We start from the raw sequence: 25,396 nt of genomic DNA on the forward strand, positions 1-25,396 counted from the left end.
TAAAGCTTTATCTCAAGCTGACTTCAAACGATTGTGAGGAACTTCCCAATGAACATATCTTCCCCATGATTGCTGGCGAACCCAACATCTTCCTCCTTTGCAACTAATCACTTGAAAAGGAGGTAAGTCATTGGGTTGGTTTTCAATTGTTGCAAAACTTCCAGGTGGAAGAAGAGCAAGGATATTTTGAGGATCTACCATTGAGGCCAAACCATGAGATTTATTTTGTGAGATCTCATTTGGATCGATAGACTTTGTGAGATTTTTCGACACGACCTTTCGGGCGAGTTCTATAGATTGTCCCCGAACTTTTACTGATTTACTAAGTTCAGCGGTTTTTATTCGGTTTCATGTTGCTTTTTATAAATAAATGATCAGAAAAGTCCGACTAGATCTTCACTTGCTCACCAAAGGATTTGTTCCTTCCAGGCAACAAGCCATCAAAATGATTAGAGCTGGGAATGTTAAAAGCATTTCTGGAGAAGTTCTTGATAAGCCTGGTTTGGAGGTTAAAGATGATCTTGAAGTGTTAGTTAAAAATATTCCTCGCTTTGTATCTCGGGGTGGAGAGAAATTAATTGCTGGGTTTAATGCTTTTTCTCTAAAAGTTAATGGGAAAGTTTGCTTGGATTGTGGTATCTCAACAGGTGGTTTTACTGATTGCCTTTTACAGCAAGGTGCATCACTTGTTTATGGAGTTGATGTTGGATATGGCCAGGTTGCTTGGACATTACGTAATGATCCCAGAGTAGTACTTAAGGAAAGAACAAATATTCGTAAATTAACTAGAGAAGTTCTCTATGGTGAGAATGGATTATTGCCTACTTTTGTAGTGGCTGACTTGTCTTTTATTTCTTTAAACCTTGCTTTGCCAGCTATTACAGATTTGTTAAAAGAAGAAAATAAAGAAGGTCTATTTTTAATTAAACCTCAATTCGAAGTTGGTCGTGAACGAATTGGAAAGAAAGGGGTCGTTCGCGAACCAGATGCTCACGTTTATGCATTAAATAAAGTTATTCAGTATGCAATGAAATTAGGTTGGCTCCCTAAAGGGCTTATAGCTTCTCCTATTACTGGACCTGCAGGTAATCATGAATATTTGCTCTGGCTAGGTATTGATAAGGCAAATGATCTGCCAGATTTGAAAAGTCTTGTTTTAGATACTCTGTCTTAAAGAGCTGCTTGGTCTATTTCTCCTGTGCGGATCCTTAATACCGAGTTAACTGGCGTTACAAATATTTTGCCATCGCCTATCTCTCCAGTTTTTGCTGCCTCAGAAATTGCTTTTAAAACCATCTCTTCACTTTCATCTGCAACCACAACCTCTATTTTAAGTTTTTGAAGAAATTCAACTGTAAACTCAGATCCTCTATAGCGTTCTACTTGTCCTTTCTGGCGACCAAAGCCTCTCACTTCACTTACCGTCATCCCAACAATTCCAGCATTAACTAATGCAACTTTCACGTCCTCAAGTTTGAAAGGGCGAATAATGGCTTCTATCTTTTTCATAGCTTTTATCTTGTAATCTAAAAAAAATAATAGTAAAAAATTTTAAAAGATACCTGTTTTTGAAGAAATAACAGGGAAGCAATTTAAAATTAGACCTGCCTCTTGAGCATCTAAAGAAAGATCTTTTGCATCTGCTGTAGGGATTCGTACTTCATTATTAGATATTGCTTCCCAATGTTGTTCCTCAAAATGGGTTTGAAGCCATAGTATTCCATGAATACTTTTGGGCCTAATCTCAATTCCTTCTTGAGTATTAATTAAACAGATGTCCATAAATAGATCTCTTTGCTTTCCCCATTAACTAGGTTATAGATGTTCTTTGATGTAATCGTTGCTACTAATTTGATTTTTGGAGGTCTTTTAATTGACTATTCATGAGCAATCGGAGACTCAGTCTCCTTTGTATGGAGAAAGAGCAATAGCAGGTTCAGAATTGATTTGCTTTGAAAATCCAAATCAACAAAGGTCTTATGAAATCTCAATCGACTTACCTGAATTTACCTGCCAATGCCCTTTTTCCGGATATCCCGATTTTGCAGTATTGCGTCTGCTTTATCAGCCAGGGCCAAAGGTTCTTGAATTAAAATCAATTAAGCTTTATATAAATAGCTATAGAAATAAAAAAATTTCTCACGAAGAGGTTGCTAATAGGATTCTGGATGATTTAGTTAATGCTTGTAATCCTAACTGGATGCAATTAGAAGCTGATTTTAACCCTAGAGGGAATGTTCATATGTTGGTAAAAGTTAGTCATGGCAATAGAAGGGAGTATTGATTAGTTATTATTTAATACTCTATCTATGATGCTTGGCATATCTTTATTTGCAAAACCAGATAAGTTTCTATTGCACAATCCTCCTATATATATATTATTTTGCTCCTTCCCAATTACAGCCCATATCTGACGTGTTGCAATTAAGCTAAGCAATCCTCCTATCATTGTGACCGCAAAGCCTGAATAAACAATAGGGACACCAGGATCGCGTTTTAGTAACAAACCACTGCTTGGGATGACATTAGTTGCTTTTATAGATGCACCTAAGATGTTTTTAGGTATACCATCAATGTTTAAAGACTCGAGGTATGTGCCTTGTTCATCGAATACTTTAATTGGACCTAATTCATTATCTATAGTCATTAATATTGGATTTTCTCCTTCTGTATTAGTAGGTATCACCACACCCCAAACTTCTTCGCCAAGTTCTGGAATAGTCTTTAAAGGAAGTTGGATTTTTGGACTATTTTCAATTTGGATAGTTATCGCAGCAAGAGACCAATCAGCTTGATAAATTGTTATTCCTTTAAAACGTATAGGATGATTTACACTTACTTCTTTTAAAAAGATAGCTTGATTAATAATATCTTTAATTTCGATTTTTGAATGAAATTGTGAGGGGCGGCCTACAGGATCTCTATCAATTTGAAATTCTTTTAATTTAACAGAAAGTTGATTATCTCCATTAGAAGTAATAAGATCTAGTGATCTATCAGGGGCGAGAAAACGTTCAACTTTTTGTCCATTTAAAACACCAAAAATTGAACCAATCATTAATAAAATTAGTCCTAGGTGAACTAATAAAGGGCCAACTCTTCCAATTACACCTTTTCTAGCTGCAATCCGATTATCTTTTTGATTTACATCCCATCCCTCTTCTTTAAGTATTTTAGATAATTTATCAAGGTTATTTGTAGACCCTATTGATGGAATTGTTTGAGAAACAGCTAACTTGCTTACCTGCTTAGATGATTTATAATCTACCCAGCGTAATGCTGATTTAAGCATTGGCCATTGTCTTCTCCAACTACAAGCAATTAGCGCTAAACCAAGCCAGATAAGAAGTATTAGAAACCAATAACTTGAATATATATGATCAAATTGAAAGAATAATAATAAATTACCATTAACTATTCCCAATAAAGGATGCTCACCATATATTTCTATATAGCTTTGAGATGACTCTCCTTGAGGTATTGCTGTACCAATTGCGCTTGCTATTGCAATTACAATTAATAAAATAATTGCAGTTTTTAAATTAGATAGTTTAAGAAGTATTCTTTCTATATTGAACATTAATTTAAATCCATTCGGATAATAGATTTAAGAATCCAACTATTAATAGTATTGATCCACTTATAGGTGGGATCCACTTACCTATTGGCCTTAGATATAAAAGGTTTGGAATGCTTGCAGCGGCTGTTCCTGCAAGGATTAAAGGTATAACTTGACCTAGACCAAAGCAACTAAGTAATACAACACCTGTAATTGGATTTGCTGTTTTAGCAATCCATGCAAGAAGTACAGCTAAAACTGGAGTTGTACATGGTGATGAAGCCAACCCAAATGCCAATCCTGCCGAAATTGGTGCAAGTTTTTTGGGTACTTTATTTTTCCAAATATTTGGGTCAGGTCCTTCGGGTAATTGAATCGTGAAAATACCAAGCAAATTTAACCCCATAAAAATAGCTAAAATTGCAACTATTTTCGGAAAAAATAATGGAACTTGTCCAAAAACCTTACCGACCAAGCCACTCAAACTTCCTAGGATTACTAATGCAAGAATTATTCCTGTGCAGAAGCTTGTACTTCGAATTAAAGGACTTTGATCATCTTTAAAACCTGCTAAATAGGCAACCGTTATTGGTAAAAGAGATAGCGAGCAAGGTCCAAGACTCGTTAATAATCCTCCACTAAAAACAAGAATCAAAGTCAAAGGACCTGGTTCATTTAAACCATTGTTTAGTAATTGCTCACTATTTCTTGCTAGATCAGAAAGAGTTAAATCCAAGAAAAAGACAGATGTCGTTGAATTGGCTGATTAAACCAATTTTATTTTATCTATATTTGAATCTTTTTTTGATTGTTACCACACTAGTTAATTCATATGACTCAAGCGCACAGCGTATTAATAGTGCGGAAATTAAAATACTTGAAATCAGTGAGTTCCCCCCGTAACTCATTAATGGCATTGGCAACCCAGTCGTTGGCATTGCCCCGGAGGTAACTGCTATATGCATTATTGATTGCCCTACAAGCATTGCGCTGCATCCTATTGCTATTAATTTGGAATAATTATTTTTACATCTAAGAGAAATCTTTAATCCAATAAATGCTATTAATAACAAGAAAAATAGTAACATTGCTGATCCTATGAACCCAAATTCTTCAGCAAAAACTGCATAGATAAAGTCTGTACTTTGAATAGGAAGATATTGTAATTTCTGGGTTGATAAACCATATCCTTCGCCAAACCATCCTCCCGAACCAATTGCAAGAAGGCTTTGAATAAGTTGATATCCATTCCCTTCTGGATCTTGCCAAGGGTTAAGGAAAGACATAACTCGAAGTCTTTGGTATTCATTAATAGAGATACTTATTATGCCTAATCCTGCTCCTAGCAATGCTGTAAAAAAAAGACTATCGAAAGTTACTCCTGCTGCAAGTGCAATAATCCAAATCAATATCCCATTAAGAGCTGCAGTACTAAGGTTTGGTTGTCTTACAATTAATAGTATTAGAGTTCCAAATATTCCTAACCAGAAAATCTTTTTCCTATTACTTATACGATTCCAATAACCAAATAAATTCGCTGCTTGAAGAATAACAAATGGCTTTATAAGTTCTGATGGTTGAATTTGAATTTGTCCAATAATCAACCAACGAGTAGAACCATTAATAGTGCTTCCAAATATTGTTGTCGCGCCAACCATTAATAGCCCAATAATTAATATTGGACCAGCTATTTTGATCCATACTCTTAATTTCGTTGATATTGCAAGAAATCCTAGGCTTGAACTTGCTAGTAACCATATTAATTGTCTTTTGATGTAATAGGCCCCATCTCCCATCTCTCTTATCGCGACCCACCAACTTGAAGAACCTAGAACAAATATCCCTGTAATACTCCAAAAGGCAATTAAGCCTAAAAGTAATCTTGCCTCAATCGGCCACGTTTTCCATGGAAGAGGTAAAAAGTTGTCCAAACTTGAGCTATTGCGCCTGTCTCTTAAGTCATTTTGAATAGATTTTCTATACCTGGTTTGACGATTGTCAATGTTTTTTAAAAAATCACTCCTCAATTACTTGCATACAATATTTACTTCTATTGAGCCGCTGAAAATAGTCTTTGCCAAGTCTTTTAAAAATATAATTAATTTTTGATATTGATTTGAATATAATCCTTATTATTTTTATGCTGATATTTTCTGGCTTGAAAAAGCTCTAGGATTCCAATCAATTAATACTTATATATTAATTTTCACTTGGCTTCGATTAATATTTGAGTCCATTTAAGACAATTTGGGGATGGCGAGGGATTCCAAAATCGAAATTAAATTTTAGGAATCCCTATACATGAATTCCTAGTGCATGATAGATTTCGCGGGCCTTTCGAGAAGCTTGGAGCCTTTGCTCGCCTTTCCAAAGCTGAAATCAACAAATTTTCCTTCTGAGAAGGGAGATATTGAGGTATCAGCAATAGAAACTGCTAGCTCTGATTCCAAGTCAAATACGAATCTTGAATCTTCGGACAATACGCCTGAAGATTTTAATGCTGAATATTTGCGGCTTCAACTGAGCATCTACAGAGTGGCTTTATTTATTACTGCTTTTGCGGTTTTACTATCTGCCATTTTCCTTGATTCTCGTTCTGCTGTAAGTCTTTTGGTAGGTGCTTTTTCTGGAATCTTTTATTTACGCTTGCTTGCAAGAGGAATAGGGAAACTTGGAAAAACTTCTATGTCAGTAACCAAGGTTCAGTTGCTTGTTCCAGTCTTACTCTTCTTTTTGGTCTCAAGACTTCCACAGCTTGAATTATGGCCATCTTTGGTTGGATTTCTGTTGTACAAGCCTTCTCTGATAGTTCAATTCCTTCTTGAGCATTCAGCTAAAGCAGGGAATTTACAAAAATAGCTTAATTAAAGGCTTTTAAAATTTTGTCGGATAGCCGACTCTTTATTTGATTCTCAATGGGCTCACTTCCATTTTTATTTCCATTTGCTGAACTTGAGGTTGGACAACACCTTTATTGGCAGATAGGGAACCTAAAGATTCATGGTCAGGTTTTTTTAACTTCATGGATTGTAATTGGTGCATTACTAACACTTGTAGTAATAGGCACAAAGAAGATGGAGCGAGACCCCAAAGGTGTGCAAAACCTTTTGGAATTTCTTTGGGATTACATCCGAGATCTAGCAAGAACTCAAATTGGAGAAAAGGTTTATAGAGATTGGATGCCTTTTATCGGAACACTATTCCTATTTATTTTTGTAAGTAACTGGGGAGGAGCACTTGTCCCTTGGAGATTAATAAAATTACCAAGCGGAGAGTTAGGTGCTCCAACTGCAGACATAAACACCACAGTTGCTTTGGCTTTATTAGTTTCACTTTCTTACTTTTATGCAGGTTTGAGTAATAAAGGCTTGAGGTATTTCGAGTATTACGTCCATCCAACGCCAATAATGTTGCCTTTCAAGATTGTTGAAGATTTCACTAAGCCTTTGTCACTCTCTTTCCGTTTATTTGGAAATATTTTGGCTGATGAATTAGTTGTTGCGGTTCTTGTTTTTCTAGTTCCTTTAGTACTGCCTGTCCCTGTAATGTTTCTTGGACTTTTCACAAGTGCTATACAGGCTTTGATTTTCGCTACTCTTGCCGCTTATTACATAGGCGAGGCAGTCGAAGAGCACCACTAAAGGCATCTTTTTGTCATTAGACAAACCATCGTCTGTCAAAATCTTTGCGCGTAGGTCCGAATTGCTACGGGCCCATCTCTTGAACTATGAGATGTCCCCCGCGCAGGTATAAACTCCCGGTCCACTCTCCATGCGCTTTAAAAGCGCTTCACATATTTAAAATCAATCATGGATTCCATTACGACTGCTGCTTCTGTTGTTGCTGCTGGCTTAGCTGTAGGCCTTGGTGCAATTGGCCCAGGAATCGGTCAAGGTAGTGCCGCTCAAGGTGCAGTGGAAGGTATTGCTCGTCAACCAGAAGCTGAAGGCAAGATCAGAGGAACATTGCTTCTTTCTTTTGCTTTCATGGAATCACTAACCATTTATGGTCTTGTGGTTGCCTTGGTATTGCTTTTTGCCAATCCTTTCGCTGGTTGATTAACGCAAGGTCGCTTTGACGATCGTTGCCTTTCCATTTCTTTTAAGCCAATTTTTGGCTTCCTTCAATGTTCATGCACCTCTGCTAAATGACAAGTTTGTTTCTACTTGGAGCTGCTGAGGGAGGTCTATTTGACTTCGATGCAACTTTGCCTCTTATGGCGGTTCAAGTTGTAGCCCTCACCTTTATTCTAAATTCTCTTTTCTTTAAACCTGTAGGTAAGGTTGTTGAAGAGAGAGAAGGCTATGTATCCACTAGCCGTGCTCAAGCAAAAGAAAAACTTGCGCAAGTGCAAAAGCTTGAGGAGGATTTAAAAAATCAGCTTAAGGATGCACGACAAGCGGCTCAAAAATTAATTAACGAAGCTGAAGAAGATTCAGACAATCTTTATAAGGAAGCTTTGGCATTGGCTAATGCTGAAGCCAACGCTTCTCGAGAAGAAGCAAGAAAAGAAATTGATTCTCAAAGAGCCTCAGCTTTAAATGAACTTAAAGATGAAGCAGATCAACTTGGGGAATTAATTGTATCCCGATTACTAGAAGCAAAATGATTTTCTCACTTACTTTTGCTACCGGCGGTTTTGGTCTCAACTTTGATTTGTTTGAAACCAACATTCTTAATTTGGCAGTAGTTATTTTTGGGCTTTATAAATTTCTTCCTAGTTTTTTAGGAGGGATTTTAGAAAGGCGCAGATCAGCTATCCTTACAGATCTTAAAGATGCGGAAGATCGCCTTAACGAAGCAACAGATGCACTCTCAGAGGCAAAAAAGGAGCTTGCTTCTGCTGAGGAGAAAGCATTACAAATTCGTAAGGATTGTAAGGCTCGTGCTGAAGCAATTCGTTTAGAAAGCGAAAAGAAAACAGTTGAAGAAATGGCTCGAATTAAGCAAGGCGCTGCATCTGATTTAACTTCTGAAGCGGCCAGAGTAAGTGCTCAACTTCGAAGGGAAGCTGCACAAATGGCCATTGACAAAGCATTAGCGGCTTTGCCTTCAAGACTTAATAAAAAAACTCAAGATGAGTTTTTAAATCAGTCCATAAACAAGATAGGGAATAACTAATGCCTCTTTTAAATGCAATTACCACTCCTTACGCTGAAGCTTTTTTGCAAGTAGCAGAGAGTCGTAATGAAGTTGATGAAGTTATTGATCAATCTAAATCTATTTTGGATCTTTGGAATGCATCGCCAGAGTTTCGAGAAGCTATGGGTTCTCCAGTTTTAGAGGTTGATGCTAAAAAAGCGGCTTTGGAGAAAATGTTTTCCAAAGACTTGTCCCCATCTTTTCTTAACTTATTAAAATTATTAGCTGATCGAAATAGGATTGGTTTTTTGGATTCAGTGCTTGAGCGATTGCTTGAGCTTTACAGACAGCAGCGAAATATCGCTTTGGCAACTGTTACTTCTGCTTCTGAATTGACCGAAGATCAACAAAATGAACTTCTTAAAAAGATTCAACTCATAGCAGGAACAGAGAATCTAGAAATCAATTTGAAAATTGATTCTTCTTTAATAGGCGGTTTTATTGTCAACGTTGGCTCTAAGGTCATAGACGCAAGTCTTTCTGGTCAAGTAAGGAGGTTAGGACTTTCGCTTGCCAAAGTAAGCTAACTCTCAATTAATCCTTCTCTTTTTTTAAACTCACTTTATTACTTCCATGGTTTCCATACGCCCCGACGAGATTAGTTCGATCCTCAAACAGCAAATTGCTGATTATGACAAGTCGGTTTCCGTCACTAATGTTGGTACCGTTTTGCAAATCGGAGACGGCATTGCTCGTGTATACGGGCTTGAGAAAGTTATGGCTGGTGAATTGGTTGAATTTGAAGATGGGACAGAAGGAATTGCGTTAAACCTAGAAGATGACAATGTTGGCGTTGTTTTAATGGGTGAAGGAATAGGTGTTCAAGAGGGAAGCACGGTTAAAGCTACAGGAAAAATTGCTTCGGTCCCTGTAGGAGAGGCAATGTTGGGTCGTGTGGTTAGCCCCCTTGGAGTTGCCGTGGATGGTAAAGGAGATATTGCCACAAGTGATTCTAGACTCATTGAATCAATTGCTCCAGGCATCATTAAACGTAAATCGGTTTGCGAGCCTATGCAAACTGGTATTACTTCTATCGATGCGATGATTCCTATCGGTAGAGGGCAAAGAGAATTAATTATTGGTGACCGCCAAACAGGTAAGTCTGCTATCGCAATAGATACTATTATCAATCAAAAAGGTCAGGACGTAGTTTGTGTATATGTTGCTGTTGGTCAGAAATCTGCTTCGGTAGCAAATGTTGTTGAGGTTTTAAGAGAAAAAGGAGCTCTTGAATACACAATAGTGGTTAGTGCCAGTGCTTCTGAAGCAGCTGCATTGCAATATTTGGCTCCTTATACAGGTGCTGCAATAGCAGAACATTTTATGTATCAAGGAAAGGCTACTCTTGTTATTTATGACGATTTAACTAAACAGGCTCAGGCTTATAGGCAAATGTCTTTGCTTTTGAGACGTCCACCTGGACGTGAAGCATACCCTGGAGATGTTTTTTATTGTCATAGTCGCTTGCTTGAAAGGGCCGCAAAACTATCTGATGCTATGGGTGGAGGTTCAATGACAGCATTACCTATTATTGAGACCCAAGCTGGGGATGTCTCGGCTTATATCCCAACCAATGTGATTTCAATCACTGATGGTCAGATTTTCCTAAGCTCTGATCTTTTCAACTCTGGATTGAGACCAGCTATTAATGTTGGTATCTCCGTTAGCCGAGTCGGGGGAGCAGCTCAGACAAAGGCGATTAAAAAAATCGCGGGTACATTGAAACTAGAGCTTGCTCAGTTCGATGAACTTGCTGCTTTCTCTCAGTTTGCTTCAGATTTGGATGAAGCAACTCAAAAGCAACTTGGACGTGGAAAACGATTAAGAGAGTTGCTGAAACAAGCACAGTTTGAGCCTCTTAATCTTGCTGAGCAAGTTGCAATTGTTTATTCCGGAGTTAAGGGGTTGATAGATGATGTCCCTGAAGAAGATGTGACGAAATTTGCAAGAGAATTACGAGAATATTTAAAAACAAATAAGTCTGAATTTATCACTAAAGTACTTTCAGATAAGGTGCTTAGTGAAGATTCGGAAGCAATGCTTAAGGAGTCAATTAAGGAGGTAACCTCCTCAATGTTGGCAACTGCCTGACTTTTAAGGATATCTAGGAGACAATTATCTATGGCAAATCTAAAGGAAATCAGAGACAGAATTGTTTCTGTTAAAAACACTAGAAAGATCACTGAGGCTATGCGCCTTGTGGCTGCGGCAAAGGTTCGCAGGGCCCAGGCGCAGGTTTTACAGAGTAGACCTTTTGCTGATCGATTAGCGCGTGTTTTAGAAAATATTCAATCTAGGATGCAGTTTGAGGCTGCAGATGCGCCATTGTTGAAAAAACGAGATGTATCAACAATTACTCTTGTTTCAGTAACAGCCGACAGAGGACTATGTGGTGGATACAACGCAAATATTATCAAACGAACTGAACAAAGATATGCAGAGTTGAAGCGTCAAGGTTTTTCTCCTGACCTTGTACTTATTGGTAAAAAAGCAATTACATATTTTCAGAATAGAGCAAGTCAGTACACAATTAGAACTACGTTTAAAGAGTTAGAGCAAGTTCCTACTTCCAAGGATGCTGGATCTGTTACTAGTGAGGTTTTATCTGAGTTCCTATCTGAGAGTACTGATCGAGTAGAGGTTATATATACAAAATTTATTAGCTTAGTTAGTTGTAATCCTGTTGTCCAAACCTTATTGCCCCTTGATCCACAAGGTATAGCTGAAGCTAATGATGAGATTTTTAGATTGACTACTAAAGATAGTCGATTAGTGGTTGAGAAAGGTTCTTCCTTGTCAAATGAGCAGCCTAAGTTGCCTTCTGACATAGTTTTTGAACAAAGTCCAGAGCAATTGTTAAATGCATTGTTACCTCTTTACTTGCAAAATCAGCTTTTAAGAGCATTACAGGAGTCTGCAGCATCTGAGTTGGCAAGTAGGATGACAGCAATGAATAATGCGAGTGATAATGCTAAAGAGCTAGCAAAAACATTAACTCTTGATTACAACAAAGCTCGCCAGGCTGCCATAACTCAAGAGATATTGGAGGTTGTTGGAGGTGCAGCTGCTTAATATTTAAGGCTAAATTAATTTTTATCATTATCAGTGAAATTAGAAATCATAGATATTTCTCTTGCAAAACCCAAGGGGTTATCTATTTCAGATTTGAGAGGTTTTATCCTAGAAAATTTAAAGGAATATGGTGATCCGTTAAGATGGGCTATTACCCAGTCAAGTGAAACTCACTTAAAAGTAGAGGCAATTATTATTATTCAAACAACATAGGCTTATAAAATATTCTGATTTTATTTAATTTCTCGTGAGTACACTTCCTATCCCTATCTTGATGATTGTTCCTACGGGAATAGGCTGCTCTATCGGTGGTTACGCTGGAGACGCGATACCATCTGCGAGATTACTGGCTGCGGCAAGTGGATGTTTGATAACTCATCCAAATGTTATGAATGCCGCTGTACTTACTTGGAATGATCCTCGTATTCAATATGTTGAAGGTTATTCGATTGATCGTTTTGCCTCCGGCACCTTATCCTTAAGACCTGTTCGACAACAGAAGATAGGGTTACTATTGGATGCAGGGTTAGAACCTGATTTATATCAACGACATTTACAAGTTGCAGATGCTTGCAAAGCAAGTTTAGGCCTTAATATCGGTCCTGTTGTACAAACAGAATTCCCCTTAGATATTGACTTGAACTTATCTTCAAGTGGAACAAGTGGGGGGATTATTCAGAATCCAGACGTATTACTAGCAGCAGGGGAAAAATTAAAGGCATTAGGTTCTACAGCTATAGCGGTTGTCTCAAGATTTCCTGATGACTCTGAAACAGAGTCTTTTAAGAAATATCGTTTAGGTAAAGGTGTAGATGTTTTGTCTGGAGCTGAAGCTGTGATTAGTCATCTTTTGGTTAAGCACTTGATGCTTCCCAGTGCTCATGCACCGGCATTAGCTTCATTGCCAGTTGATTCTAATTTGGATCCTCGTGCTGCAGCTGAAGATCTCGGCCACACTTTTCTACCAAGTGTTTTAATTGGGTTAAGTCGCTCCCCTGATCTGGTAGAAGTCAGTGATTGCAGAAAAGATGAAAGTTTTCATCTTTCTTCAAGCTTAATTTCAGTAGAGAAATTGGGTGCAATCATTGCTCCACAAGAGGCTCTTGGAGGAGAGGCGGTTTTAGCTTGCTTAGAAAAAAAGATACCTTTGATTGCTGTTTCTAACCCTGGAGTCTTACGAGTAGATCTAGATTCCTTAGGAATTATAAACAATGAGAAATTAAAATATGATGAAGACGTGATCTTTGCAGACAATTACTTGGAAGCGGCAGGAATAGTTCTTGCATTAAGAGAAGGGATTGCTATCTCTTCTCTTCGAAGACCTATTGAGGCTGTTTCAATGAGTTCAAGAACGACGACAAATAGTCTTCAAGTTAATTTAGACAAGCCATAGGATGTCTTGGAGGTATATCTAGTGCTTTTGCTACTCCTGGATGACATATAGATCCTCTAATTGTATTAAGCCCAGATAATAATTCCGGACGTTCTGTGATAGCCGCCTCAAGACCTCTACCAGCAATACCAAGAATATAAGGAAGTGTGACACTGACTAACGCTTCAGTAGACGTAAAAGGTACAGCTCCAGGCATGTTCCCTACAGCATAATGTTGAACACCATGAACATTCACTGTTGGATGTGTATGTGTAGTTTCAACACTTGTTTCAACACAACCACCTTGATCAATAGCTACGTCAACTATGACAGAGTTTGGTTTCATCTGTTTAACCATTTCTTCATCGACAAGTGTCGGGGCTCTATCTCCTGGTGAAAGGACTGCACCAATTAATAGATCAGCGGAAGGGATTAGTCTTTCAATCAGTCCCCGACTACTGACGACACTCATTAATCGTCCTTTGCGATCAGCTTCGAGATTTCTTAATCGTTCAGGTGACCTGTCAAGAAGCATGACCTCTGCATCCATTGCGGAGGCCAGCCTTGCTGCATTCCACCCAACAGTGCCTGCGCCTAGAACAATGACTCTTGCAGGCCTTACTCCAGTACACCCTCCAATAAGTACACCCCTTCCACCTTGAGGCCTTTCCAATAAATGTGCCCCAACTTGTGCAGCTAACCGACCTGCTATTTCACTCATTGGAGCAAGTAAGGGAAGGCTTCCATTCTCTAGTTGAACTGTTTCATAGGCCAGAGCCGTTGCTTTACTCTTTAAAAGAGCTTCTGCAACTTTCGGATACGCAGCTAGGTGCAGATATGTAAATAGCAACATATCTTCTCTAAGAAATTGAAACTCTTCTTCTTGTGGCTCCTTTACTTTTACTATCAAATGAGCACTCCAAGCTCTTTCACGAGAAACTATTTGTGCACCTGCTATTGCAAACGCTTCATCATTAATACCTGCACCATATCCAGCACCTTCTTGTACAAGAACTTCAAGACCTTGAGTTACGAGTTCTTTTGCTCCATCAGGAGTTAGGGCAACCCTCAATTCATCAGGTTTAATTTCTGCGGGCACGCCAATACTCGACATTGGTGCAGAGAGAACAGAAGAGGACATAAGCAGAGATGACTTCTATTGAATTGCCAATTTCAGGCGTAAATGGCTAGCAAGTGTGTGGATTATTTGGATGCTATTGGAACTCGCCAACCACTCCCAAACGCTTGATTACTTATTTTAAGTAAAGGAGGTGCCTGTCTCCTTTTGAATTCTGATTTTTTTAACAGAGACTGTATTTTCTGAATTAAATCTTTGTCATAACCTTTCTTTATTAGTTTATCTTGACTTTGACGCTCTTCAATTAGTCCTTTTAGTATTGGATCAAGTATTTCATACGGGGGTAATGAATCAGTATCAAGCTGATCTGGTCGAAGCTCTGCACTCGGCGGCTTTGTTCGAATGATCTCCCCAATGAGTTCTCCTTTCGCAAAAAGCCCTAACTTTTTGCGAGCATTAGCAGATTCATTACTGTCTAACCATTCACAAACTTTAAAAACAGAAGTTTTATATAGATCGCCGATAACAGATAAACCACCATTCATGTCACCGTATAAGGTGCAATATCCCATGGCTAATTCTGATTTATTACCTGTAGATAAAAGTAGATGATTATTTTGATTGGCAATTGCCATAAGAATAGTACCTCTTATCCTTGATTGTAGATTTTCTGAGGCTAAAGCTTTTAGCCTTTCCCCTAGAGGTATGGCAAGTGTGGAATCGTAACAATCCATTAAAGTATTGATTGGAATAGTTTTTGTTTGAATTGCCAGCCTTTTAGAAAGGGCGAGAGCATCATCAATAGAGCCTGAGGAGCTCCAAGGTGAAGGCATCAATATAGAAGTTATATTTCGCGAACCTAATGCAGCAGTAGCGATTGTTGCTACTAAGGCTGAATCTATGCCACCACTCAATCCAAGGAGAGCTGAATTAAATCCACATTTAGCACAGTAGTCTTTAACCCCTAGGACAAGAGCTCTGAAAATATACTCTTGATTATTTGCGTGAGATAACTTTGATTGTGTTTGTCTGGAAGTATCCCATACTCCAATAGTTTCTTTGTAGCTTGGGAGACTGTAAACAACTTTGCTTGATGAATTCATTACAAAGCTTGCTCCATCAAAGACTAATTCATCATTACCTCCTACTTGGTTGAGATAAATTACTGGACATTTTAGATTAGTACTAGCTTTAGCGGCTAAATTTTGCCTTAAGGATTTCTTGGATTGACTAAAGGGAGAAGCAGATAAGTTGATTAAGATATCGACTTTGCTTTCTTTTAGTTGCTCTATTGGGTTGGCTCCTTGTAAACGTTGACCTTGTAGATTTTCTTCTACCCAAAGATCTTCACAAATTGTTAGTCCTAATTTCCAGTTACGCTTTAATGTTTTGATATTAATAGTACTACTGTGACTGAAAGGCCGGAAGTATCTTTTCTCATCAAAAACGTCATATGTAGGTAGTAATTGTTTCCGTGCAACTATCTCCCATTTCCCATTAGCTACTAAAACAAGAGAGTTAAATAAATTGGGCAATAGCCTATCTAAGGATTGCTCTGCAATACCTACTATGAGTGAACAATCAGGAGCATCTATACGAATTTTGTCAGCCATATAATTTAAAATTTCTTTTTGCTCCTTCAATCGGTGTGTGTCAAACAAAAGATCTCTAGGAGGATAACCCCATAGAGATAACTCTGGAGTTAGTATTAGATCCACACCCTCTTCATTCGCTTGTTGATAACTAGCTATAATTTTCTCACTATTTCCTGCGAGATCTCCTACTAAGGGATTCAGCTGTAGTAATAAAACTTTCATAGGCTATTTATTCTTAATATCATATAAATTTTGATTCATTAGCAATGGTAAAATCACTTTAGGAATTTGTGCAAGCTTAAATCTTTTACGAAATGTTGAACTAGAGGAATCAGGAATATCTAGAGGGAGGAGATCAATTACGCCTCCAAGGCCTTTAATCGTTTGCAATTGATTTTCTTGAATGGGCCAACCCTCTCGTTTGGCTACTCCAATTCTTGCTTTGTTTAATACGTCCTTAACCCTAAGCCAACTGGGGAGTTGCTCCATTAAATCACTACCTATGATGAAAATCATATTAGAGCTAGGCCACAGTTCATTTGCCTTTTCAAGAGTCTTTATTGTCCATGGACTACTTAGTTTTTGGTTGATTTCCAAGTGAGGGTTTTGAATATCCTCAACTAGTAATTTTAAGAGCTCATATCGTTTTTGAAGAGGGATAGAATGATTTTTTAGTGGATTATCACTTGCCCAAGTGACAACTTTTGGAAAGATATTTAATAAACCTTTCAGAAGAGCTTCATGACCGCATGTAGGTGGGTCTGCACTCGTCCCGAATAATGCGATTGAATCATGTTGAGTGTTCACGGAAGAAGAGATTGAAAAGATCTATATTTAAGAGGAGTGATTATTGACGATGGCCATTGATTTAATAACATCTTGACCTCTGGCTCTTTGCGAGCCAATCTATATAGCAATAAACATGGTTGGCAATTTTTTTTATTACCTCCTTGTAAAAATTCCTTTGCAGCAAGACGACCTGTGAGTTTTGTTGTATGAATAGCAAGGGCAGCTTGTGCTAGAGCGATGGGCAAAGCTGGTGTAAGACTTATTCCTCCAGTTAAAGGTGCGGCAAGTAGGAAAATCTGTCGGAGAAGTCCCAATACAATTTGAATACTGAATTGTGCGCCACCAAGCAAACTATTGTATAAAGACAGGCGCTTCAATAATTCTCTAGCTGCAGGGCCTTGTAATTGTAATCCATATAATTTACTCAATTCGATAACAAGTGCGGTATCACACGCTAATCCTGCGGTTAAATCAAGTATTAATAATGGACTAGCTGCTACTCCAGAAGCCTTTAGTGCAGCAAATTTACCTATGAGACTTTGAGCGGCTAATTTTCCTCTTTTCAATCTCCCACTTTTTATGAGGCTATAAAACTTATCTGCTACTCTTAAAGAGTTTAACACTAAAAATAACTCACCTTCTTTCTCAAGAATGTCTATGAGTGAATCGCGAAGTAATTCAATAGTTGGTTCACCTGCAACACTCCTTACTTTTCCATTATCTAAAAGCTGAGACTTTCTAGGAGCTGATGCTACGGCTACTAATAATATATTTTTAGCTATAGGAGGTAGACGGTTTTTAATACTTAATTGAAGTTGCTTTAATTCATGAGATTTCCATTGGTCGCAGCGATTTATAACGAGTAAAACTGGTTTGCCAATTTTAATAAATAATTCTAAGGCTTCAATTTCTATTCGAGTGAGATCACTATCAATGACGAATAAAATAAAGTCTGATTCAGAGTGAGTATGAGCAGTTTCTTTTTTTCGTTTTTGTTCGGAAACTTCGTCAATTCCAGGTGTGTCAACTAATTCAATAGTCTTCAGCTTCTTGAACGATTGATTCCATCTCTCAACCTTATCTTGATATGTACTTCCATGGTATACATTTGTATTGAAAGCTTGTTTGTCTAATAAAGCATTTAGCAGACTTGACTTCCCCACACCTACTCTACCAAAAACTGATATACGAAGCCTCCTTTCTTTTAATCTATCTAATTGCTCATCCAATATTTCTAACTCTCCTCGTAATTGTTCTTTTTCAAAACATGTTAAATCTAAAGAGTGTTTCCACTCTTTGAGCAGCAAACAAGACCTTTCAGCTATAGAAGGAGCATTACTCATGGGTTTGCCCCTTGCCGTATAAAGGTAAATAGGATATGACCACTCGCAAGTGATTAGAAGTCTTTGTTGTGTTTTCTATTGATTTCAAAACAATAAAAAAGCTCTGATTTAAATTTCAGGACCAGCAAAAATTGCTTATTCAATAGCAACTTTACCTAAATATGCCACCTCCTACACCTATGTCATCCTTAAATTTTAAACTAGTTCGAAAAATTAGTATTTTACTTTAAGTCTAAGCTTGGCGCATCACCAAAATATCGGCTGCTTTGGAAGAATTTTGTATTCAACAAAGTAATTCTTGAAAAGAGAATTTAAAAAATTTTATGACCTCAACTAACTGATAATAAAAGATTATTTGATTTTATATTAGTCTAGATAATACTTTTTGTTTTGCATTGCTGCAGCTGTCTGACGTTTAATTTGATCTAGATACTTCTTCTGCTTACTTCCTGCCTTATTACACTCCCAACCAATCAACATCTTAGAATCAATTTCGCTAAAAAGATTTGATTTCTGTTTCTTAATTATGACTTTAGTATAATTTATTTTCATGCCTTTAGAAATTTTATAAATAATGAGTTACTTAAGAATACTTTCATTAAAATAAACAATCAAAGAAGAGCATAAGTACCTATGAGTGCTTAATGATCTCTCGGACTGTTAAATTTATACTTAATTATATTTATAGCTAAAAAACTCTATAAATATAATTAGATTATATTTGCATACTGTTCCATGCTATTTACTGGAAGTCTTGGCCTTGATTATCTTTTACCCTCAGCGCCTTTAGGCTTACTCCTTTTAGCTGCAGGAATCATATTTTCATGTCTAATAGTATATATTTTGTATATTTCAGCAACAGACAAGCCATCATTGCATGATATTAGATCTGAAACCAAAAGAAAAGCGAGACAAGAAACAGAGATTGCAAAGCTATATCCAAAGCTTTAAATTAATATCTCGAATCAGCCTAAAAATCCTTATTTATTAATGTACAATTTTTGATGATGGCTGAAGAGATTGTCCCCTTTGAAATAAAATCTATTATTGAAATTTTCTAGCTTTCTATAGTTGCGATTCATTAGAATTTTAATTTTCCCATCCAGCCAAGACAGCTAAGACAGCTTCTGCTCCAATTACTCCAACAAATCCGCCAAATTCATCAACCACAACTCTGACCCCACTTTTGTCTTTGCTAAAGGATGTAAGTAGTCGATCAATGCGTATCATCTCGGGCACATATTCAACCGATTCACTTAGTTCAGCTGGTGTAATTTCAGACTTACCTTCAAGTAATGCTGTTAATAGTTTTTCTCGACTAATTACTCCGATTATCTTGTCGACCTCTTCTCCAAGTATTACCCACCAATGATTATCATTGCTCATAAGCGTGGGGAGAAGATTCTTAAGAGTTGTTCCTCCATTAATTGTTGGTGCAGCAACTCTCGGAGTCATAAGATCTCTTGCTGTAAGATCATTTAATTGAAATACTTTGGATATCATTGCAGCTTCATCTGCTTCTATTTGCCCTTTTTGAGAGCCTAATGTTGCCATCTGACGAATTTCTTCTTCATCTGTTGTGATTTCGCTTTCAGTAGTAATAACAGGCAATAATTTTTCAAGAAGGATAACTATCGGTTTCATTAAGATTCCTAATATATGAAGTGTAGGAGCACTTGCTAATGAAATTTTTAGAGCAAGTTTAGTCCCAATAGATTTGGGAAGAATTTCACCTAAAAGTAAAACTAAAATTGTCAGAATTATTGAGAATAATGGTAAAGCGATTCCTTTCTTGAATACAAAGGCTGCATAGCTTCCGAGCATTAAACTTCCAAAAATATTAAATCCGTTGTTTGCGATTGTTATAACTGTCAGAGTTCGAGCCAGTCTTTGACGAAGCCTGGCCAGTCTGCGTGCTCCTGGTACAGGTTTACTTTTAGCTGCCAACTCATGGACTCTTAATGGATTGACGGCTAATAGCGCTGCTTCTACTCCTGAGCAGATTGCAGAACCTGTCAATACGATAAGCACGAGAATTCCTAGTAAGGTAATGTTTTGACTCATGCTTTAGTAAGCTTTCACTTTAATTAGGTGTTCTTGAGTCTTATTTTTCCATTAAGTTTGAACTCTTGCCATCCTTCATTAAATAGAAGCAGTGATTAATTGTGAAAGACTTTGAAATTTTCAAATCCCGCCGTGAGCGATTTCTTTCTAAATTAGGCGGTAAAGCGGCAATTATTCCGGCTGCTTCATTGGTAACTCATCACTCTGATTGCGAATATCCTTTTAGGCAAAATAGTGATTTTTGGTATTTGACCGGATTTGATGAGCCTGATGCAGTAGCTATTTTTTTACCTTTTCGTCCGAGAGGAGAACAGTATGTGCTTTTTGTTCAACCCAGTGACTCAGCAATGGAGGTTTGGACAGGTTTTCGTTGGGGGGAGAAAAGAGTTGTTGAACAATTTGGAGTAGATATTGCACATTCTTTAGATCAGTTACCACAACTGTTGGCCCATTATTTAGCCGGAGCTGATGGAATAGCTTTTCGTATAGGCAAGGACTCTTCGTTGGACACTCTAGTCTTCAAAACATGGTCTTTGCAATTGGATAAAGCGCAACGAGGAGAGTCTTGTCCTTTGTCCCTTGTCCCTCCATGCTCGATATTGCATAACATGAGGCTATATAAAGATGATTATGAAGTGCAGAGAATTCGTGAGGCTACAAGGATCTCTGCTGAGGCACATGAGTTAGTTCGAGATATTGCTCGACCTGGTATGAATGAACGTCAACTTCAAGGAGTTATTGAAGAATATTTTTTACAGCAAGGTGCAAGAGGGCCTGCCTATGGTTCTATTGTAGCCGGAGGAGATAATGCATGTGTTCTTCACTACACTTCTAATAGATCAATTCTGAGGGATGGAGAATTGGTATTAATAGATGCTGGTTGTTCTTTATATGACTATTACAATGGAGATATTACAAGAACATTCCCTATTAATGGGAAGTTTTCTGGGGAGCAAAAGGCTCTTTATGAAATAGTCTTAGCCTCCCAATTAAAAGCTATTGCTGCGGTGATACCCGGTCAGGATGCTGAGGCTGTTCATTTTGCTGCTTTACAAGTTCTTGTGGAAGGACTAGTAGAACTTGGCTTACTTGTAGGAAATGTTGAATCTATAATTAATGAAGGAGCATATCGGCATATCTACATGCATAAAACTGGTCATTGGTTAGGATTAGACGTTCACGATGTGGGCGCATATCGATTAGGTGAATACCCTGTTGAGTTAACTCCTGGAATGGTCTTAACAGTTGAGCCTGGCCTTTATATAAGTGATCGATTGGAAGTACCGAAAGGCCAGCCAGAAATACATCCAAGGTGGAAAGGGATTGGAATAAGAATAGAAGATGACATTTTGGTCACAGAAAAAAATCCTGAGATCCTTTCTAAGGATGCTTTGAAATCAGTTGACTCTATGCAAAATTCTTAATTCAATGATGATTAAATAAAAACTTAATGCTAAAGAGACTTATAACCATTCTTTTGCCTCAGTGATAATTTCTGAAATGTTTAAGATAACTTTATCTGCTCCTGCTTTTTTGAGATTTTCTTCGTAAATAGACCTTTCTTTTATTGTCCCTTTTTTGTGAAGATGAGGAGGACTTATAGCAAAGCTTATAAATTTTTGACTTGGAACTTTTAATTGAGCATTCTTAATTGTTAATACATCAGCAACTGTGTCTCCTAGATATATAACTGGAGGTACACCATCCCCTAACTCAGTACCCGCCAATTCTTGTGCGATTTTAATTAAGCCAGTTGGATCAGGTTTGTCGGGAGCATCTTCCATGGCGATTAAATATGGTTGTTTTATCTTCAGTCGAGTTTCTAAGACATACTTTGCTGAAATAGATTCAGCTCCACTGACGAATCCCCATGACAAATTTAGCTTTGTAAGAGTATCAAAAAACTCTTTGTTAACTAGTAATTGTTCATTTTGGATAAAACCATCCCATTGTTCTGGATTGCTATTGGGATTATTTCCAAAGTAGTACGTATTAAAAACTTTTATCAAACTTTTAATACTTGGAATTTCCAGAAATTTGCGCTGTTTTTTGTTATGACGATTTATTAATTCTAAAGATGCATGCCAGTCATTATTCCATTTCCCTTCTGCTTTGAGGTTGTCTATATCATTGATTGAAGGCTTCCAATTGCAAAAATGAATTACGGTCTCTTGGATTGCAAGACGGTAACTTTTGGAGACATCACGAATAACTCCATCGATGTCAAAAAGTAGGAATCCAATTGGGTTCAATGAATTTGATGCATTTATGGTCTGATGACTGGTAGGTTAGTTGCTTGTTAGTTAGTTGAAGACTAAGAAATGATGGTTTCTGAAGAAGTTGGTTCTGTTCAACAAGAAGAAACAAATCTCCCAGGGACTGAACAACCAGCAGTTCAGAATAAAGCTCCTGCAGATGACAAAACAAAATCAGGTAATCCTGGCGTCCTAGGAGGGGCTGCAGCGCTTGCTACAGCAACTATCGATGCAGATGGAGTTCCTTCTGGTCATACTCCGAAGGCAGATGAAGGACGATTTTTGTTAAAAATTCTTTGGTTGCCAGATAATGTCGCTTTGGCTGTAGATCAAATTGTGGGTGGTGGTCCAAGTCCTTTAACAGCTTATTTCTTTTGGCCAAGAGAGGATGCATGGGAAACCCTTAAGTCCCAATTAGAGGATAAAAGTTGGATTACAGACAATGAAAGAGTTGAAGTTTTGAATAAAGCGACTGAAGTAATTAATTACTGGCAAGAGGAGGGAAAAGGAAAAACTCTTGAAGAAGCTAAGCTTAAGTTCCCAGACGTAACTTTTTGCGGTACTGCCTAGTGGCTTTAGGTCATATGAGGTAAATATATTTTTTCTAATTGAAGCTAAAATTACTGATCTTTTGTTGCTTGGAATCTTGCTCTTGCTCGGTTTAGAGATTCTTGGGCCTGTAACTTTTCAGGAGAATTTGGTTCCCCTTCTAATTGATTAAATTTATTTTTTGCTTCTTCTAAGTCGGCTTCTGCATTAGTTGAATTAATTGAAGAGCCTAGTTCAGCTCCATTTACAAGCACCGTAACTTCATTAGATTCAACTTCTGCAAATCCACCCATAAGAGCAATTGAATCCCACTTCCCTTTGTTTAAGACTCTAAGTACACCAGTATCGATGGCTGTAACCATTGATATGTGGCCGGGCAATATGCCCAGTAATCCAGTTGTGCTTGGGAGAATTATTTCTTCGGCATTCCCATCAAATACGCTCTTGTCTGGTGCAAGCACTCGTAGTGTTAGAGACATTTTGAGAGTCTTTAGGTGAGTTAATTAATTTGAATCAGAGCCCTTTATATAGAGCTCCGATTAGTTTGTAGAAGTTTTTTCTACTTGCTTTCAGCTGAGAGTTTTTCAGCTTTTGCTTTGACTTCCTCTATATTTCCAACTAGATAGAAAGCCTGCTCTGGTAAGTGATCAAGTTCTCCAGAGAGAATCATGTTGAAACCTTTAATTGTTTCTTCTAATTTCACGTATTTACCAGACATGCCAGTAAAAATTTCAGCAACAAAAAAGGGTTGAGATAGGAATTTTTCTATTTTCCTAGCTCTATCAACAGTTTTTCTATCATCTTCAGATAATTCATCTAAACCTAGAATTGCGATGATGTCTTGCAATTCTTTATATCTCTGAAGAGTGGATTGAACCGCTCTTGCTGTTCGATAATGCTCATCGCCAACAACTGATGGCTGAAGCATTGTGCTTGTTGAGTCAAGAGGGTCTACAGCTGGATAGATACCTTTTGCTGCAAGTGCTCTGGCTAAAACCGTAGTGGCGTCCAAATGAGCAAAGGTTGTAGCAGGAGCTGGGTCTGTTAAATCATCTGCAGGAACATAAACAGCTTGAATAGATGTTATAGATCCTTCAAGAGTGGAAGTAATTCGTTCTTGAAGTTCACCTACGTCTGTACCAAGTGTTGGTTGATATCCAACAGCTGATGGCATCCTTCCTAATAGAGCTGATACTTCAGAACCTGCTTGCACAAATCTGAAGATATTATCAATAAACAACAGAACATCTTGTTTGTTCACGTCGCGAAAATGCTCTGCCATTGTTAATGCAGAAAGGCCAACTCTCATTCGAGCTCCAGGGGGCTCGTTCATTTGACCAAAACACAATGCAACTTTTGATTGAGGTAAATCATTTGCGTTGATAACGCCAGATTCTTTGAACTCTTCGTATAAATCATTACCTTCTCGTGTTCGTTCGCCTACTCCTCCGAAAACAGATACTCCACCGTGTTCTTTCGCAATGTTGTTTATAAGTTCTTGAATTAACACAGTTTTACCTACACCTGCACCTCCAAACAAACCTACTTTTCCTCCTTGTCTATATGGGGCTAGAAGGTCAATAACTTTGATTCCCGTCTCAAAGACCTTCGGCTTTGTTTCCAGGTCTGTCAGGCTCGGCGCTGGCCTATGTATAGGAGCTGTGCCTGAATCCTTTACAGGACCTTGCTCGTCAACTGGTTCGCCTAGGACATTAAAGATCCTTCCTAGTGTGGCTTCTCCTACAGGGACAGAGATTGGAGCACCCGTATCAAGGGCATCCATTCCTCTCACAAGTCCATCAGTACTGCTCATAGCGACTGCACGAACTCTGTGATCCCCTAAGAGCTGCTGAACTTCAGCTGTAAGGGCAACATCTTGCCCTGCAGGGTTTTTACCTTCTATGCGAAGTGCATTAAGGATTTTGGGTAGTTTACCGGCTGGAAATTCGACATCTAAAACCGGGCCAATTACCTGTCTAACAACGCCCTTTGTACCGGCGGAGGTGGTAGCTGCGGCCATTTAGATTAAAGAGAAACTGTGAAAAGAACACACAAACCAGCATGTTCTTGAGTAGCCGGGCAACAATACCATTTCGTTGGTTTACTTTGCATCTGGGTTCGGTCAACCGCACAGTCAGATAGTGGTCGTCCAAGTGGTTAGACGAATAAGTTGTTCTCGGTTATGAGTAATAAAACTCTTTCCATTTGCGGCGCTTTGCGCCCTGTTCTTGCCTCTGCATTTATCCATGGCAGCTGTTTCTTTAAGTGTTTCCACAGTTCAACCATTAGGTGACCGTGTGTTTGTAAAAGTCTCTGAATCAGAAGAGAAAACGGCGGGAGGGATTTTGCTCCCTGATACCGCTAAAGAAAAACCTCAAGTAGGTGAAGTTGCCCAGGTAGGACCTGGAAAACGTAATGATGATGGATCTCGTCAGTCCCCAGAAGTGGGCGTAGGTGACAAGGTCTTATACAGCAAATATGCCGGTACTGATATCAAAATCGGTGGTGATGAATACGTGCTGTTGTCTGAAAAAGACATCCTTGCGGTCGTTAATTGACCTATTTAGCTTTTTATAAG

General features: G+C 38.1%; 31 protein-coding genes. 16 read left to right on the forward strand and 15 right to left on the reverse strand.

What is annotated here, in order from left to right; translation table 11 throughout:
- Positions 1-12: 12 nt before the first annotated feature.
- Positions 13-273, reverse strand: coding sequence for a hypothetical protein (locus SOI85_RS07740; RefSeq protein WP_320663819.1), 261 nt, complete (start codon positions 271-273; stop codon positions 13-15).
- 97 nt (positions 274-370) lie between these two features.
- On the opposite strand from SOI85_RS07740, the gene SOI85_RS07745 reads away from it, so the two are divergent.
- On the forward strand, positions 371-1,174 hold the full coding sequence (locus tag SOI85_RS07745) for a TlyA family RNA methyltransferase (protein ID WP_320663820.1): 804 nt from the start codon (positions 371-373) through the stop codon (positions 1,172-1,174).
- Here the strand turns inward: SOI85_RS07745 and SOI85_RS07750 are convergent.
- Together SOI85_RS07750 and SOI85_RS07755 are read right to left on the reverse strand one after the other, a co-directional pair.
- Positions 1,171-1,509, reverse strand: coding sequence for a P-II family nitrogen regulator (locus SOI85_RS07750; protein WP_320663821.1), 339 nt, complete (start codon positions 1,507-1,509; stop codon positions 1,171-1,173). The genes SOI85_RS07745 and SOI85_RS07750 overlap by 4 nt on opposite strands.
- Before the next feature lie 42 nt (positions 1,510-1,551).
- Complete coding sequence (locus SOI85_RS07755) at positions 1,552-1,782, reverse strand: hypothetical protein (RefSeq protein WP_320663822.1); 231 nt, start codon at positions 1,780-1,782, stop codon at positions 1,552-1,554.
- Between the two features lie 97 nt (positions 1,783-1,879).
- Here SOI85_RS07755 and queF point away from each other — a divergent pair, with 97 nt between their 5' ends.
- Positions 1,880-2,284: a preQ(1) synthase gene (gene queF / locus SOI85_RS07760; protein ID WP_320665162.1), complete on the forward strand. Its 405-nt coding sequence runs from the start codon at positions 1,880-1,882 to the stop codon at positions 2,282-2,284.
- Here queF and SOI85_RS07765 read toward each other — a convergent pair whose 3' ends face one another.
- The 3 genes from SOI85_RS07765 to SOI85_RS07775 are packed head-to-tail and all read right to left on the reverse strand — an operon-like array spanning position 2,285 to position 5,490.
- Complete coding sequence (locus SOI85_RS07765) at positions 2,285-3,580, reverse strand: cytochrome c biogenesis protein ResB (protein WP_320663823.1); 1,296 nt, start codon at positions 3,578-3,580, stop codon at positions 2,285-2,287. It lies immediately after the preceding gene.
- 4 nt (positions 3,581-3,584) lie between these two features.
- Complete coding sequence (locus SOI85_RS07770; protein WP_320663824.1) at positions 3,585-4,295, reverse strand: cytochrome c biogenesis CcdA family protein; 711 nt, start codon at positions 4,293-4,295, stop codon at positions 3,585-3,587.
- A gap of 46 nt (positions 4,296-4,341) precedes the next feature.
- On the reverse strand, positions 4,342-5,490 hold the full coding sequence (locus SOI85_RS07775; RefSeq protein WP_320663825.1) for a putative peptidoglycan glycosyltransferase FtsW: 1,149 nt from the start codon (positions 5,488-5,490) through the stop codon (positions 4,342-4,344).
- A 385-nt stretch (positions 5,491-5,875) separates the two neighbouring features.
- Between SOI85_RS07775 and SOI85_RS07780 the strand changes: the two genes are divergently transcribed.
- The 10 genes from SOI85_RS07780 (at position 5,876) to SOI85_RS07825 (ending at position 13,166) form a co-directional block, all read left to right on the forward strand.
- Positions 5,876-6,418: an ATP synthase subunit I gene (locus SOI85_RS07780; protein ID WP_320663826.1), complete on the forward strand. Its 543-nt coding sequence runs from the start codon at positions 5,876-5,878 to the stop codon at positions 6,416-6,418.
- 56 nt (positions 6,419-6,474) lie between these two features.
- Positions 6,475-7,200: a F0F1 ATP synthase subunit A gene (gene atpB / locus SOI85_RS07785; RefSeq protein ID WP_320663827.1), complete on the forward strand. Its 726-nt coding sequence runs from the start codon at positions 6,475-6,477 to the stop codon at positions 7,198-7,200.
- Between the two features lie 168 nt (positions 7,201-7,368).
- The gene (gene atpE / locus SOI85_RS07790; protein WP_011125758.1) at positions 7,369-7,617 is read left to right on the forward strand and encodes an ATP synthase F0 subunit C; all 249 of its coding nucleotides are present in this window, start codon (positions 7,369-7,371) and stop codon (positions 7,615-7,617) included.
- Positions 7,618-7,706: 89 nt separating this feature from the next.
- A complete protein-coding gene (locus SOI85_RS07795; protein ID WP_320663828.1) occupies positions 7,707-8,168 on the forward strand; it encodes a F0F1 ATP synthase subunit B' in 462 nt (153 codons plus the stop codon).
- Positions 8,165-8,680 carry a F0F1 ATP synthase subunit B gene (locus SOI85_RS07800; protein WP_320663829.1) on the forward strand — a complete coding sequence of 172 codons (516 nt, stop codon included), beginning with the start codon at positions 8,165-8,167 and terminating at the stop codon, positions 8,678-8,680. Before SOI85_RS07795 ends, SOI85_RS07800 begins: the two co-directional genes overlap by 4 nt.
- Positions 8,680-9,228: an ATP synthase F1 subunit delta gene (atpH, locus tag SOI85_RS07805; protein ID WP_320663830.1), complete on the forward strand. Its 549-nt coding sequence runs from the start codon at positions 8,680-8,682 to the stop codon at positions 9,226-9,228. Before SOI85_RS07800 ends, atpH begins: the two co-directional genes overlap by 1 nt.
- A 46-nt stretch (positions 9,229-9,274) precedes the next feature.
- Positions 9,275-10,792, forward strand: a complete 1,518-nt coding sequence (atpA, locus tag SOI85_RS07810) for a F0F1 ATP synthase subunit alpha (RefSeq protein WP_320663831.1) — start codon at positions 9,275-9,277, stop codon at positions 10,790-10,792.
- A gap of 30 nt (positions 10,793-10,822) precedes the next feature.
- Positions 10,823-11,773: a F0F1 ATP synthase subunit gamma gene (locus tag SOI85_RS07815; RefSeq protein ID WP_320663832.1), complete on the forward strand. Its 951-nt coding sequence runs from the start codon at positions 10,823-10,825 to the stop codon at positions 11,771-11,773.
- Positions 11,774-11,806: 33 nt separating this feature from the next.
- Positions 11,807-11,986: a hypothetical protein gene (locus tag SOI85_RS07820; protein ID WP_320663833.1), complete on the forward strand. Its 180-nt coding sequence runs from the start codon at positions 11,807-11,809 to the stop codon at positions 11,984-11,986.
- Between the two features lie 61 nt (positions 11,987-12,047).
- Complete coding sequence (locus SOI85_RS07825) at positions 12,048-13,166, forward strand: DUF3326 domain-containing protein (protein ID WP_320665163.1); 1,119 nt, start codon at positions 12,048-12,050, stop codon at positions 13,164-13,166.
- On the opposite strand, the gene ald is transcribed toward SOI85_RS07825, so the two are convergent.
- The 5 genes from ald to SOI85_RS07850 form a co-directional block, all read right to left on the reverse strand.
- Entirely contained in the window at positions 13,147-14,286 is a 1,140-nt protein-coding gene (ald, locus tag SOI85_RS07830) for an alanine dehydrogenase (RefSeq protein WP_320663834.1), read from the reverse strand. The genes SOI85_RS07825 and ald overlap by 20 nt on opposite strands.
- Before the next feature lie 62 nt (positions 14,287-14,348).
- Entirely contained in the window at positions 14,349-16,040 is a 1,692-nt protein-coding gene (locus SOI85_RS07835; protein ID WP_320663835.1) for an NAD+ synthase, read from the reverse strand.
- Between the two features lie 3 nt (positions 16,041-16,043).
- Positions 16,044-16,625 (reverse strand): nicotinate-nucleotide adenylyltransferase, encoded by a 582-nt coding sequence (locus tag SOI85_RS07840; protein ID WP_320663836.1) that lies wholly within the window; start codon positions 16,623-16,625, stop codon positions 16,044-16,046.
- Complete coding sequence (locus SOI85_RS07845) at positions 16,622-17,950, reverse strand: GTP-binding protein (RefSeq protein WP_320663837.1); 1,329 nt, start codon at positions 17,948-17,950, stop codon at positions 16,622-16,624. The genes SOI85_RS07840 and SOI85_RS07845 overlap by 4 nt, the downstream gene beginning before the upstream one ends.
- Positions 17,951-18,316: 366 nt before the next feature.
- A complete protein-coding gene (locus tag SOI85_RS07850; RefSeq protein ID WP_320663838.1) occupies positions 18,317-18,502 on the reverse strand; it encodes a hypothetical protein in 186 nt (61 codons plus the stop codon).
- Positions 18,503-18,685: 183 nt separating this feature from the next.
- Between SOI85_RS07850 and SOI85_RS07855 the strand changes: the two genes are divergently transcribed.
- Positions 18,686-18,901: a hypothetical protein gene (locus SOI85_RS07855; RefSeq protein ID WP_320663839.1), complete on the forward strand. Its 216-nt coding sequence runs from the start codon at positions 18,686-18,688 to the stop codon at positions 18,899-18,901.
- A gap of 138 nt (positions 18,902-19,039) precedes the next feature.
- Here the strand turns inward: SOI85_RS07855 and SOI85_RS07860 are convergent, their stop codons facing one another.
- Positions 19,040-20,014, reverse strand: coding sequence for a CNNM domain-containing protein (locus tag SOI85_RS07860; RefSeq protein WP_320663840.1), 975 nt, complete (start codon positions 20,012-20,014; stop codon positions 19,040-19,042).
- 101 nt (positions 20,015-20,115) lie between these two features.
- Here SOI85_RS07860 and SOI85_RS07865 point away from each other — a divergent pair, with 101 nt between their 5' ends.
- Positions 20,116-21,438: an aminopeptidase P N-terminal domain-containing protein gene (locus SOI85_RS07865; protein ID WP_320663841.1), complete on the forward strand. Its 1,323-nt coding sequence runs from the start codon at positions 20,116-20,118 to the stop codon at positions 21,436-21,438.
- A 39-nt stretch (positions 21,439-21,477) separates the two neighbouring features.
- On the opposite strand, the gene SOI85_RS07870 is transcribed toward SOI85_RS07865, so the two are convergent.
- On the reverse strand, positions 21,478-22,266 hold the full coding sequence (locus tag SOI85_RS07870; protein ID WP_320663842.1) for a TIGR01548 family HAD-type hydrolase: 789 nt from the start codon (positions 22,264-22,266) through the stop codon (positions 21,478-21,480).
- A 69-nt stretch (positions 22,267-22,335) separates the two neighbouring features.
- Here SOI85_RS07870 and SOI85_RS07875 point away from each other — a divergent pair, with 69 nt between their 5' ends.
- Positions 22,336-22,839 (forward strand): 30S ribosomal protein PSRP-3, encoded by a 504-nt coding sequence (locus SOI85_RS07875; protein WP_320663843.1) that lies wholly within the window; start codon positions 22,336-22,338, stop codon positions 22,837-22,839.
- 50 nt (positions 22,840-22,889) lie between these two features.
- Here the strand turns inward: SOI85_RS07875 and atpC are convergent, their stop codons facing one another.
- Together atpC and atpD are read right to left on the reverse strand one after the other, a co-directional pair.
- A complete protein-coding gene (gene atpC / locus SOI85_RS07880; protein ID WP_320663844.1) occupies positions 22,890-23,297 on the reverse strand; it encodes an ATP synthase F1 subunit epsilon in 408 nt (135 codons plus the stop codon).
- An 80-nt stretch (positions 23,298-23,377) separates the two neighbouring features.
- A complete protein-coding gene (gene atpD / locus SOI85_RS07885) occupies positions 23,378-24,838 on the reverse strand; it encodes a F0F1 ATP synthase subunit beta (protein WP_320663845.1) in 1,461 nt (486 codons plus the stop codon).
- A 226-nt stretch (positions 24,839-25,064) separates the two neighbouring features.
- On the opposite strand from atpD, the gene groES reads away from it, so the two are divergent.
- The gene (gene groES / locus SOI85_RS07890; RefSeq protein WP_320663846.1) at positions 25,065-25,376 is read left to right on the forward strand and encodes a co-chaperone GroES; all 312 of its coding nucleotides are present in this window, start codon (positions 25,065-25,067) and stop codon (positions 25,374-25,376) included.
- Positions 25,377-25,396: the final 20 nt, after the last annotated feature.

Source organism: Prochlorococcus sp. MIT 1223 (assembly GCF_034092465.1).
GTDB lineage: Bacteria > Cyanobacteriota > Cyanobacteriia > PCC-6307 > Cyanobiaceae > AG-402-N21.